13 protein-coding genes are annotated in these 11933 nt (G+C 72.0%); 5 read left to right on the top strand and 8 right to left on the bottom strand.

Features of this window, described 5'->3' with window-relative positions:
• The first annotated feature begins 1 nt into the window (after window position 1).
• From ACWEOE_RS15695 to ACWEOE_RS15710, 4 genes are all read left to right on the top strand, one after another.
• Entirely contained in the window at window positions 2-1486 is a 1485-nt protein-coding gene (locus ACWEOE_RS15695) for a cytochrome ubiquinol oxidase subunit I (RefSeq protein WP_452009027.1), read from the top strand.
• A complete protein-coding gene (locus ACWEOE_RS15700) occupies window positions 1483-2484 on the top strand; it encodes a cytochrome d ubiquinol oxidase subunit II (RefSeq protein WP_452009030.1) in 1002 nt (333 codons plus the stop codon). Before ACWEOE_RS15695 ends, ACWEOE_RS15700 begins: the two co-directional genes overlap by 4 nt.
• A gap of 104 nt (window positions 2485-2588) precedes the next feature.
• Window positions 2589-4448, top strand: coding sequence for a glycoside hydrolase family 15 protein (locus ACWEOE_RS15705; protein WP_452009031.1), 1860 nt, complete (start codon window positions 2589-2591; stop codon window positions 4446-4448).
• Complete coding sequence (locus tag ACWEOE_RS15710) at window positions 4445-5749, top strand: NAD(P)/FAD-dependent oxidoreductase (protein WP_452009034.1); 1305 nt, start codon at window positions 4445-4447, stop codon at window positions 5747-5749. Before ACWEOE_RS15705 ends, ACWEOE_RS15710 begins: the two co-directional genes overlap by 4 nt.
• On the opposite strand, the gene zwf is transcribed toward ACWEOE_RS15710, so the two are convergent.
• From zwf to ACWEOE_RS15740, 6 genes are all read right to left on the bottom strand, one after another.
• The gene (zwf, locus tag ACWEOE_RS15715; RefSeq protein ID WP_452009037.1) at window positions 5750-7150 is read right to left on the bottom strand and encodes a glucose-6-phosphate dehydrogenase; all 1401 of its coding nucleotides are present in this window, start codon (window positions 7148-7150) and stop codon (window positions 5750-5752) included.
• Window positions 7151-7259: 109 nt separating this feature from the next.
• Window positions 7260-7649 (bottom strand): hypothetical protein, encoded by a 390-nt coding sequence (locus ACWEOE_RS15720; RefSeq protein ID WP_452009039.1) that lies wholly within the window; start codon window positions 7647-7649, stop codon window positions 7260-7262.
• Complete coding sequence (locus tag ACWEOE_RS15725) at window positions 7646-7906, bottom strand: hypothetical protein (protein WP_452009042.1); 261 nt, start codon at window positions 7904-7906, stop codon at window positions 7646-7648. Before ACWEOE_RS15725 ends, ACWEOE_RS15720 begins: the two co-directional genes overlap by 4 nt.
• A gap of 10 nt (window positions 7907-7916) precedes the next feature.
• Window positions 7917-9011 carry a vWA domain-containing protein gene (locus ACWEOE_RS15730; RefSeq protein WP_452009044.1) on the bottom strand — a complete coding sequence of 365 codons (1095 nt, stop codon included), beginning with the start codon at window positions 9009-9011 and terminating at the stop codon, window positions 7917-7919.
• Window position 9012: 1 nt separating this feature from the next.
• Entirely contained in the window at window positions 9013-9879 is an 867-nt protein-coding gene (locus ACWEOE_RS15735) for an AAA family ATPase (protein WP_452009047.1), read from the bottom strand.
• The gene (locus tag ACWEOE_RS15740) at window positions 9876-10199 is read right to left on the bottom strand and encodes a hypothetical protein (protein ID WP_452009048.1); all 324 of its coding nucleotides are present in this window, start codon (window positions 10197-10199) and stop codon (window positions 9876-9878) included. The genes ACWEOE_RS15735 and ACWEOE_RS15740 overlap by 4 nt, the downstream gene beginning before the upstream one ends.
• Before the next feature lie 99 nt (window positions 10200-10298).
• Between ACWEOE_RS15740 and ACWEOE_RS15745 the strand changes: the two genes are divergently transcribed.
• Complete coding sequence (locus ACWEOE_RS15745) at window positions 10299-11234, top strand: LysR family transcriptional regulator (RefSeq protein WP_452009051.1); 936 nt, start codon at window positions 10299-10301, stop codon at window positions 11232-11234.
• Window positions 11235-11267: 33 nt separating this feature from the next.
• On the opposite strand, the gene ACWEOE_RS15750 is transcribed toward ACWEOE_RS15745, so the two are convergent.
• The gene (locus tag ACWEOE_RS15750) at window positions 11268-11555 is read right to left on the bottom strand and encodes a putative quinol monooxygenase (RefSeq protein WP_452009054.1); all 288 of its coding nucleotides are present in this window, start codon (window positions 11553-11555) and stop codon (window positions 11268-11270) included.
• A gap of 52 nt (window positions 11556-11607) precedes the next feature.
• Entirely contained in the window at window positions 11608-11820 is a 213-nt protein-coding gene (locus ACWEOE_RS15755) for a hypothetical protein (RefSeq protein ID WP_452009057.1), read from the bottom strand.
• Window positions 11821-11933: the final 113 nt, after the last annotated feature.

The raw sequence follows: 11933 nt of genomic DNA on the forward strand, positions 1-11933 counted from the left end.
AGTGGGCGAGACGCTGACCGTGCTGACGAACGCGGCCGCCGCCGTGAACCCCGTGCCCTGGGCGCGTGCACAGATGGCGTTCACGCTCGGCTTCCACATCATCCTGGTGCCGCTCGGGGTGTCGTGGGCGTTCATGACGCTGATCGCGAACTACCGCGCGGTGCGCCACCGCGACCGGGCCGCGCTGGTGCTCGCGCAGCGCTGGTCGAAGTACATGGCCGTGACGTTCGCGGTGGGCGCGGTGACCGGCACGGTGCTGAGTTTCGAGTTCGGCCTGCTCTGGCCGCGGTTCATGGGGACCTGGGGTGAGGCCTTCGGCATCCCGTTCGCCTTCGAGGGGGTCTTCTTTTTCACCGAGGCGATTTTCGTGGCCATCTACATCTTCGGCTGGCGGCGGCTGAAGCCGTGGACGCACTTCTGGACCGGCGTGCCCATCGTGCTCGCCGGGGTGTTCGGCTCGATCTCCGTGGTGGCCGCGAACGCGTGGATGAACGCGCCGTCCGGGTTCACCGCGAACGCCCGAGGTGAGATCGTCGACGTCGACCCGCTCGGGGTGATCTTCAACGACGCCATGCCGCTGCAGGCCGCCCACATGGTCGTGGCCGCCTACCTGGTCGGCGGGTTCCTGGTCGCGTCGGTGTACGCGGCCGGGATGCTGCGCGGCCGGACCGATCGCTACCACAAGCTCGGGTTCACCATCGCGTTCACCGTCGCCGCGGTGGCAACGCCCATCCAGATCGGCGTGGGCGACACCCTCGCGCGCTGGGTGTATGCGAACCAGCCGGTGAAGTTCGCCGCGATCGAACTCGTGCCGAGGACCTCCTCCGACGTCCCCGAAACGCTGCTCGGGCACCTCAACGCCGACGGCACGGTCACCGGCGGCATCCCGATCCCCGGGCTGGCGTCGTGGCTGTCGAACCCCGGCACCGGGCGCTCGACGGTCGTGCAGGGGCTCGACTCCGTGCCGGTCGACGCGCGGCCGACGGTGCTCGAGGCCAACATCGTCCACCTCGCCTGGGACGTGATGGTCGGCCTCGGGACGGCGCTGCTCCTGCTGTCGCTCTGGTACGCCGCGGTCTGGTTGGTCCGGCGCCGGCTGCCGGTCGGCAAGTGGTTCCTGCGCGCCGCGGCGTGCGCGGGAGTGCTGGCCGTCGTCACGATGGAGGCCGGCTGGGTGGTGACCGAGGTCGGCCGGCAGCCGTGGATCGTCTACAACCTCATGAAGGTCGAGACCGCGGCGACGGGCAACACCGGCGTCTGGATCACCTTCATCGCCGTGGCCGTGCTGTACCTCGCCCTCGGTGTCACGACGATCGTGGTGCTCCGGTCGATGAGCAGGCGCTTCCGACGGGCCGGCGGGTTCGCCGACCTCGACACGCCGTACGGGCCGGGCACGGAAGCCGAGCCGGAAGAACCTCAGCCGAAACCGCCCGAACCGAAAGAACCCCGATCCGAGCACCTCAGGGCGAAGGAACCCGAGCCGTGAGCACCGCCGTCGCGGCCGTGCTGCTGCTCGCCCTCGCCACCTACGCCGTGTTCGGCGGTGCCGACTTCGGCGCCGGTTTCTGGGACCTGATCGCCGGCGGACCCGAGCGGGGTGCCGCGCCGCGCGAGCTGGTGGAGCGCTCCATCGGCCCGGTGTGGGAGGCCAACCACGTCTGGCTGATCTTCATCTTCGTCGTGACCTGGTCGGCTTTTCCGGAGGTGTTCCAGGCGATCACACTGACGATGTTCGTCCCGCTCGCCCTCGCGGCCTTCGGGATCGTGTTGCGCGGCGCGAGTTTCGCGTTCCGCAAGACGATGGTCACGGTTCGCTTCCGGCGGGTCTTCGGCGGCTTGTTCGCGCTCTCGTCGGTGCTCGTGCCCTTCTGCTTCGGCGCGGTCGCGGGCGGTATCGCCTCCGGCCACGTGCCGGCCGGTGGCCGGGCCGGCGACCCGGTGGGCAGCTGGCTCAACCCGACCTCGCTCGTGACGGGTGGGCTGGCGGTCGTGTCGGCGGCGTACCTGGCGGCGGTGTACCTCGTCAAGGACGCGGGTGACACCGAGCTGGCGGGCTACTTCCGCCGCCGCGCCGTGGTGAGCGCCGTGGTCGCGGCGGTGGTCGCCGCGATCGGCTTCGTCGTGTTGAGCGCCTCGGCACCGCACGTCTTCGGCCGGCTGGTCTCGTGGGCGCTGCCCCCGGTCGCGCTCAGCGTGCTGGGCGGGTTCGGGGCCCTGGTGCTGCTGGTTCGCGGCGCCGCGCGCGGCGCGCGCGTGCTCGCCGTCGTCGCGGTGGCCTGCCTCATCGTCAGCTGGGGCGTCGCGCAGTGGCCGTACCTGCTGCCGGAGAGCGTCACGGTCTCCGGCGCGGCCGCGCCCACCGGAACCCTGGTCGCGTTGCTGGTCGCCGTGGGACTGGCGGTGCTGGTCGTGCTGCCCGGCTTCGTGCTGCTGTACGTGCTCGACCAGCGCCGGTTGCTCCCCGGGGAAGGCGCCGCCGACTGAGCCGGACCGCAATCACCTGCGAGGGGTGATTGCCGCGCCGCCCGGTGCATCGATCGTCGAAGCAGGCCCGCGACTCCGCGCGTCACGAATGTGAAGGAGCCCCCGTGAACGCCACGACCTCGCCCTTCCCGCGGATCGCCGACTACGCGTTCCTGTCCGACTGCCACACCGGTGCCCTGGTGGCGCCGGACGGATCCGTCGACTGGCTGTGCCTGCCCGCGTTCGACGCGCCGAGCAGCTTCGGCAACCTGCTCGACCGCGGAGCCGGCTCGTTCCGGTTCGGTCCCTACGGTATCAACGTGCCGACCTCGCGCGCCTACGTGCCGGGCACGAACGTGATGACGACCGCCTGGCACACCCCACGCGGCTGGCTGCTGGTGCACGACGCCCTGACGATGGGCCCGCGCCGTGGCCCCGACACCGTCACGCCCCACACGCGGCCACCGGCCGACTTCGACGCCGACCACCTCCTCGTGCGCACCGTCGAGTGCCTCGAAGGCGAGCTGGAGGTGGAGCTGGTGTGCGAGCCGGCGTTCGACTACGGACGGGAGCCGGCGGCGTGGACCATCGTCGGCGACGAGCACCGCGCCGACGCGACCGGCGCCGGCCAGACCTTCCGGCTCGCCACCTCCATGCTCATCGGCATCGAAGGCGGCACCGCGCGGGCACGGCACGTGCTCGCCAAAGGCGACAAGGCGTTCTGCGCGCTGTCGTGGGCCGAGGGACTGGCCACACCGGCCGACGTCGAAGACGCGCAGGCCCGGATCGACGCGACGGTGCAGTTCTGGCGCAGCTGGCTGTCCCGCGCCCGCATCCCGGACCACCCGCTGCGCCCGCCGCTGGAGCGTTCGGCGCTCACCGTCAAAGGCCTGACCTACATGCCGACCGGCGCGACGGTCGCCGCGCTGACGACGTCGCTGCCCGAAGCACCGGGCGGCGAGCGCAACTGGGACTACCGCTACACCTGGATCCGCGACACCACGTTCACGCTGCAGGCACTGCACTACCTGAACCTGGACTGGGAAGCCGGCGACTTCATGCAGTTCGTCGGCGACCTCGAACCGAACGCCGACGGCGGCCTGCAGATCATGTACGGCATCGACGGACGCCGCGACCTGACCGAGTCCACCCGCGACGATCTCGGCGGCTACGAAGGCGCCCGCCCGGTCCGAGTCGGCAACGGCGCCTTCGACCAGCGTCAGAACGACGTCTTCGGCGCGGTCCTCGACTCGCTGCTGCTGCACACCGCGCGCAGCAAGCACCTGCCGCGCCGGTTGTGGCCGCTGGTCCAGTCGCAGGCGGCGGCCGCGATCGCCGCGTGGCGCGAGCCGGACCAGGGCATCTGGGAGGCGCGCGGCAAGCCGCAGCACTACGTGTCGTCGAAGCTGATGGGCTGGGTGGCGCTCGACCGGGCCGCGAAGCTGGCCACCATCCGCGACGACGGCAAGCTGGCGAGCGAGTGGCGCACGATCGCCGACGAGATCCGCGCCGACATCCTCGAGAACGGCGTGAGCGAGCGGGGAGTCTTGCGCCAGCACTACGACACCGACGCGCTCGACGCCTCGACCCTGCTCGCGGCCCTGTTCGGTTTCCTGCCGGGCACCGACGAACGCATGCGCAAGACCGTCGACGCGATCGCCGACGAGCTGACCGAGAACGGCTACGTGCTGCGCTACAAGGTCGACGAGACCGACGACGGGCTGTCCGGCAAGGAAGGCACGTTCCTGATCTGCTCGTTCTGGCTGGTCTCCGCGCTCGCCATGGTCGGCGAGATGGACCGGGCGACCAGCCTGCTGGAGCGGCTGCTGCGGATCGCTTCGCCGCTGGGGCTCTACGCGGAGGAGTTCGAGGTCGACCGGGCCCGGCACCTCGGCAACTTCCCCCAGGCGTTCTCCCACCTCGCCCTGATCCAGGCGGCGAGCCGGATCATCCTGTCCGACTTCATGGGCGAGCTGTCGCTGTGACCGGGCAGCATGACGTCGTGGTGCTGGGCGGCGGGCTGGCGGGCGTCGCGTGTGCCCGGCACCTCGGTGACGAGGGCATCGGCGTGACCCTGGTCGACCGCAACGACTACCACCAGTTCCAGCCGCTGCTCTACCAGGTCGCCACCGCGCAGCTGCCCGCCGAGGACATCGCCCGGCCGCACCGAGTGATCTTCCGCGACCACCCGACGGTCGAGGTCCGCACCGCACACGTCACGGATCTCGACATCGCGGGCCTCGCGCTGGCCCTGGCCGACGGCACGAGGATCAGCGGCTCACACCTGGTGATCGCGGCCGGCGCGCAGCCCGAGTACTTCGGTGTGCCGGGCGCCGCCGAGCACGCGTTCCCGCTGTACTCGGTGGCGGACGCCGTGCGGCTGCGGCGCCACGTGCAGGACCTGGTGCGGGCGGTCGCGGACAAGGAGCTCGGCGTGGACGCCCTCGACATCGTGGTCGTCGGTGGCGGCCCGACCGGGGTGGAGATCACCGGGGCGCTCACCGAGCTGATGGCCGCCCTCGCGTCGATGGACCACATCCCCCAAGCCGGGCGGATCTTCCTGATCGACCGCGGCGGCGAGCTGCTCGGCGCCTTCTCCCACCGGTCGCACGAATACGCGCACAAGCGGCTCACCGAGCACGGCGCCGAGCCCCGGCTGCGCACGGGCGTGGCGGCGGTGCACGCCGACCGCGTGGAGCTCGACGACGGCACCGCCATCCCGACCCGCACCGTCATCTGGGGCGGCGGCGAGTCGGCGGCGCCCGTGGTGCAGGCGGCCCCGGGGCTCGACACGGGCCACGGCGGGCGGGTCGACGTGCTGCCCGACCTGACGATCGAGGGGCACCCGGACGTGTACGCGATCGGCGACGCCGCGAACATCCCGGCGCCGCACCACAAAGCTTTGCCGCAGCTGGGTTCCGTGGCCCAGCAGTCCGGCGAGTGGGCCGCCGCCAACATCCTGCGCCGGCGCGCCGGACAGCCGGCGAAACCGTTCCACTACAAGGACAAGGGCATCATGGCGATGATCGGGCGCAACGCCGCCGTCGCCGAGGTCGGCAGGCACCGCCACCAGATCGATGGCCCGCTCGCGTTCGCCGCCTGGCTCGGGGTCCACGCGATGCTGCTGAGCGGGGTGCACAGCAAGGTCGATGCGTTCCTGTCGTGGGCGTGGGACTACTTCGAGCGCGACCACGCCGCGACGGTCGAGTGGTCCGCGAGACCCCGCCGCATCGTCTGGAGCGACGACGACGCGGACCACCCGCACATCTCGCTGGGCCGGACCTGATCAGCGAGTCGTCCAGGGCGTGCGCCAGCCGCCGAACCCGGCCGTGATCTCCGCGGCCGCGGCCGGGCCCCAGCCGCCCGGCTCGTAGGTCTGCACCGGCGGCGGCGCGTCGAGCAGCGGCTGCATGACCCGCCAGGTCTCCTCGACGCCGTCCTGCCGGGAGAACCGGGTGCTGTTCCCGATCATCGCCGCGTGCAGCAGGACCTCGTACGGCGTCGGGCCCTCACCGCCCTCGTCGGCGAACTCCATGTCGAGCTCGATCGGCGCGATGCGGGCCACGTCGGCGCGGAAGGCGTCGACCTGGATCCGGACCCCGGTCGACGGGTCGAGCCTCAGCACGAGCTGGTTCGGCTCCGCCGCGTGCCCGACCAGCCCGAACCCCAGCTTCGGCGGGCGTTTGAACACCAGCCGCAGCTCCGTCTGCGTCACCGGCAGCCGCTTGCCCGTCCGGAGGAAGAACGGCACGCCGGCCCAGCGCCAGTTCTCGATGTCGAGGCGCAGCGCCGCGTACGTCTCGGTGGTCGAGCCGCGCGGAACGCCGTCGATGTCGAGGTAGCCGCGGTACTGGCCGCGCACGTAGTGGGCCGGGTTCGCCTCCACCACCGCGCGGAACAGGCCGACCTGCGACTCCTTCAGCGTCACCGGATCGCCGCGCGAGGGCGGTTCCATCGCGGCCGCCGCGACCACCTGCATCAGGTGGTTGACCACGACGTCGCGCAACGCGCCGACCGGATCGTAGAAGTGACCGCGGTCCTCGACGCCGAAGCTCTCCGCCATCGTGATCTCGACGCACTCGAGGTAGTTGCGGCTCCACAGCGGCTCCAGGACGGCGTTGGCGAACCGCAGGTGCAGGATCTCCTGCAGCCCCATCTTCCCCAGGTAGTGGTCGACGCGGAACAGCTGCTCCTCGTCCACGTACTGGTGCAGGTCGGCGGCGAGCGCGCGGGCGGACTGCTGGTCGTGGCCGAACGGCTTCTCGATCACGAGCCGGGCGCCGCCCGTCAGCCCCGCCTCGGACAGCCCCTGCACCACCCGGGAGAACAGGAACGGCGGGATCTCCAGGTAGAACACCGGAGTCGTGGCGCCTTTCACCGCGGCGCCGACCCGGTCGTAGGTGGCCGGGTCGGTGAAGTCACCGCCGACGTAGGACAGCTTGGCGGCGAAGCGGTTGAAGACCGCCTTGTCGAGGTCGCCGGTCGCCTCGATCGACGATCGCGCCCGTTCGAGCAGCCGGTCGAGTGTCCAGTCATCGGCGGCCACCCCGACCACGGGGCACGTGAGCAGGCCACGCGCCTCGAGCCGGTAGAGCGACCGGAAGGTCATGACCTTCGCCAGGTCGCCGGTGATCCCGAAGATCACGAGGACGTCCGCCTGCGGCGGTTCGGTGACTGTCGCTGCCATCCCTGCCTCCACCTCCGGCCCGTCGCTTCGCGGCCTCGCGGTCGTGTCCGGGAGCATCGTCACCGCCGACCGAACCGGCGGGCCTCATCCGCGGAGGATGAGAGGGGCCTCAGCGTTCGTGGCCGATCCACTCCGCGGCCCAGCTGTGGTCGAACTGGGTTTCGTTGCAGCGCGGGTGGTAGACGGCCGTCAGCTCGCGCACGATCTGCTCGCGGTGCGCCCGTTGCCCGCCCGGGACCTCGTAGGCGCAGATGTGCACCTTCCACCGCGAACCCGCTCGCGCGACCCAGCACGGTGCGCGTGGGTGGCGCCAGGGAAGACCCGCCCGCGACAGGTCGTCGGCCTGGTCGACGTACACCACGGCGTAGCGGTCCGGCCGGGTGTCGGGCGCGGGGCGGTACAGCACGGCGTACACGGCGGCCACCGCGGGCGGGGCCCAGCCGCCGAGCAGGTGCGGGCCCTCGAACGGGTAGCCCGACGCGGGGCCGAGCCGGATCATTCGCTCACGGCTTCGACGCGGCCGACCGGCAGCACCGGCAGGCCGGCCTCCCGCGCGGCGCGGCGGAACTCCGCGGTGGCCAGCGCGATCGCCTTCTCGCGGTCGGGGGCCTCCACGAGCAGCCGCACGCCGTAGCGGGTGGTGCCGATGCCGCTGGCGATACCGCCCGCGGCGGCCACGGCGTCGGCCAGGTTCACGATCTCCTCGCGCGTGAACACGCGCTCGCCGTCTGCCTCGATCCCCACGCTCCACCGCATCGCCGGCTCCTCACCGAACCCGCGGCAGCGCCGCCGCGAGCTCTTCCAGGCTGCGCAGGTCGTGGCCGGTCACGAGCAGGTCCACGGACGGCGCGGCGATTCTCATCCCGAGCGAGCCCGCGGCGCCGTGCGGGTTCGCCCACACCAACCGGTGGCACAACCGCGACAGCCGCCCGACCGCCCGCGCCAGCACGTCCGGGTCGCCGCGGTCGAAGCCGTCGGAACAGATCACGACCACCCCGCCGCGGCACCGGCTGCGGCGGCCGTACGTGCGCACGAACTCGTCGAGCGCGGCCCCGATCCGGGTGCCGCCCTCCCAGTCGACCACGGCTTCGGCCGCCCGCGCCAGTGCTTCGTCGGCGTCGCGGGTGCCCAGCTGGGCCGTGATCCGGGTGAGCCGCGTGCCGAAGCAGAACACCTCGACCTTCGCGGCCGCGCGGTGCGCGGAGTAGGCGAACTGCAGCAGCGTGCGCGAGTACGCGGCCATCGATCCGGAGACGTCGAGCACGAGGATCAGCGGCCGCAGCCGCACCCGCCGTTCGCGCCACCGCAGTGCACGGGGTTCGCCGAACGTCCGCAGGCACTCGCGCACGGTGCGGCGCAGGTCCGGCTCGTGGCCCTTGCGCGCGGGCCGGGTGCGGCGCGTGCGGCGGCTGGGCGGGGTGAGCCGCAGCCGGGCGACCAGGCGGCGGATCGCGGCGAGCTCTTCGGGGGTGCAGGAGCCGAAGGACTTGCGCTTGAGGCTGTCCACATCGGACGCGCTGAGCCCCAGTGGCGGGTCGGTCTCCTGTTCGTCGCGAGTGCTGTCGGGTTCGGGCAACGCCAGCGTCGCGTCGGCGGCCTGTTCGGCCAGGATCGTGAGCAGCGCGACCGGGGTTTCGTGCTCGCCGAGGAAGTAGCGCCGGAAGGTCTCGTCGTAGCGGGGGAGGTCCTCGTGGCGCTTGAGCAGCGTGGTGCGCCCGCCCCAGTAGACGTCGGCGAGATCGGTGGTGTCCAGGACCGCCATCGCGCGGCAGTGGACGAGCGCGTCACCCGAGCCGACGGGCAGGCCCGCGTCGCGCAGGGCCCGCGCGAAGCCGGTGAGCACGCCGACGAGCTCAGCCACTTCAGGCGAGTTCCGCGAGGTGCTCGCGCACGACGTCGAGGTCGTCGCGGTCCTTCACGACGGCGCCCAGCGTGTCGGCGGCGGAGCGTTCGTCGAGCGTGCCCTCGCCGAGGAACCGCAGCATCCGGGCCCAGTCGAGAGTCTCGGCCACACCGGGCGGCTTCGCGAGGTCGAGCTCCCGCAGCCGCCGGACCGCGGCCACGACCTGGCGCACCAGGGTCTGCTCGACGCCGGGCTCCCGCACGAGCACGATCTCGGTTTCGCGGTCGGCGTCGGGGTAATCGAGCCAGTGGTAGAGGCAGCGGCGCTTGAGGGCGTCGTGCAGCTCGCGCGTGCGGTTGGACGTGAGCACGACCAGCGGCGGGCTGGCAGCCACGATCGTGCCGATCTCGGGCACGGTGACCTGGAAGTCGGACAGCAGCTCCAGCAGGAACGCCTCGAACTCGTCGTCGGCCCGGTCGATCTCGTCCACGAGCAGCACGGCGCCGGCACCCGCGCGCACGGCGGCCAGCAGCGGCCGTTCGACGAGGAACTCCGGCCCGAACAGCTGTGCCACGACCTCGCCGGACTCGGCCTGGTGGTCCTGAAGTGCGCGGATTCGCAGCAGCTGGCGGGCGTAGTCCCATTCGTAGAGGGCCTGGGCGGTGTCGATGCCCTCGTAGCACTGGAGCCGGATGAGGCGGCGGCCCAGCACGGTGGCCAGCGTCTTGGCGACCTCGGTCTTGCCGACGCCGACCTCGCCTTCGAGCAGCACGGGGCGGTGCAGGCGCAGGCCCACGAGCAGTGCCGTGGCGAGGCCGCGGTCGGCGAGGTAGCCGCCTTCGCGCAGGGCGGCGGTGAGGGCCGGAACGGTGTCGGGCTCGCTCATCCCTGCTCGTCGGGGCCGGGCGCTTCTGGGTCGGGGTTTTCGGGGCCGGGCGCTTCCGGGCCGGGTCCTTCCGGGCCGGGGTCTTCCGGGCCGAGCACGAGGTCACGCACCGTGGTCGTCCCGGGCGTGAGCTTCCCCTCGCGGGCGAGCTGGTCGTGCCACGCGGCGTGCAGGTCGCCGTTGTCCGCGAGCGCGTCGAACCCGACGGCGGACATGTTCCTGCACGAGCGCTGGGGCCCGCAGGCGGCTTCGAGCTCGTCGGCGTCCTGGCCGGGGGCGCGCCAGACCTCGCGCAGGACTTGCAGCGCTTCGTCGTCCATGGGGCGAGTCAACACGGCGGCGTGGTGCGCGAGGCGCTGGATTAACCCTTTGCTTAAGGAGTAATGTCCGAGATCCGAGGTTACCGAGAGTATTTGACCATGACACTGGGCCAGCTCAACGCGTTCGTCCTGGTGGCGAGGCTGGGGTCGGTCACCGACGCCGCGAAGGCGCTCGGCGTGAGCGAGCCCGCCGTGTCTCAGGCGCTGGCCGCGCTGCGCCAGCACCACGGCGACAAGCTGCTCATCAAGCGCTCCGGCGGCATGACCCTCACCGCGGGCGGCAGCCGGCTGCTGCCGATCGCGTCGCAGATGGTGGCGCTGGGCGCGGAGGCCGACGCCGCCGTGCGCCAGGCCAACGGGGTCGCCGCGCGCCTGCAGCTGGCCGTGACGAGTGAGATCGCGGAGTTCGTGGCCAATCCGCTGCTGGAGGCCTTCACGCGAAGATCGGGCAACGCCATCGACGCGTCCTCCGGCGTCGCGCGCACGGCCGAGCTGCCCGTGCTGGTCGCCAACCGGCTCGCCGACGTGGCCCTCGGCCCGGAGGTGACCGGCGACCTCGACTGCACGCCCATCTTCCGCGCGTCACTCGTGGTGGTCGGCTCGCCGCACTGCCGCCACCAGGGCAGCCCGGCGCACTGGCCGTGGCTGCTCGACCCCGCGGGCGCCGACCCCGGCAGCGACACCGGCCGGCTGCTGGCCCGCCTCGGCGTCCCCGACGACGCGATCCAGGTCTTCCCCAACCAGACGGCCGCGTGGTCGGCCGCCGCGAGCGGGAGCGGGGTCTCGGTGGCGCTGGAGCACCTCGTGGCGCCGCAGCTGCGCCGCCACGAGCTCGTCGTGGTCCCGACACGCCACACGCCGATGTCCACCTGCTGGTTCGTGACCACCCTGCCCACGGACCGCCGCACCGGCGCGGCCAACTCCCTGCGCCACTTCCTGGGCACTCCCGCGGCGATGCACGTGATGCGCGCGCCGGGCAGCGGGGTGCCGCCGTCGCGCTTCCGGCCGCCGGTGTACGTGACGATCTGGTCCTAGGCCGACTACACCGTCACGGAAGAACCCGGGCTGTCACGTCAGCGGCCGCACGTCGGCGACTTCGTACTCGGCCACGTCGGCGCCGCGGATCTCGGCGTTCTGCTCGTCGCTCGACCCACTGCCCCTGAACGCCTCGACGGCCGCTCGCGACTCCCACCGCTCGAACACGACGATGCGACCGGGGTCGAGCAGATCCGCGCTCAGCGAGAACTCCAGGCACCCGGGCGTTTCCCGGGCCCGGCGCACCACTTCCACACACCCCGCGAGATACGCCTCCCGCCTTCGCGGCTCCACAACGAGATACCCGGCGACGATGAGCATGCCGCTCCTTTTCGTTGTGGCTACGGCGTTTCCGTGCGTTTGCCGCGGTTTTTCACCGGGGGAGCGGCTTGCCCACGCTCCCGGTCACGAGGTTCCCGAGACTCACCCCCACCCCGACCCCCACCTCGGCCGCCCAGGCGACCCCGAGCGCGGTCGTGAGCGCGATGCTCACCACGAGCCGGGGTTTTTCCTTGCCGCGCAACGGTTCCTCCCCCTGCGGTGTTCTTCGTTTCGTGCCGGTCCGCTCCTGCACGGGTGCTGTCATGTCCCCACCGTCCGTCGAGTCAGCGGCGTCCACGCTAACAACGTGAGCCGCCGTGGCCAGGGACTTCACCCGGACGTTGTAATCGGCGGGCATCATCGGGTCAGGCCCTCACA

The sequence above is a fragment of the Amycolatopsis sp. NPDC004368 genome (genome assembly GCF_053602515.1).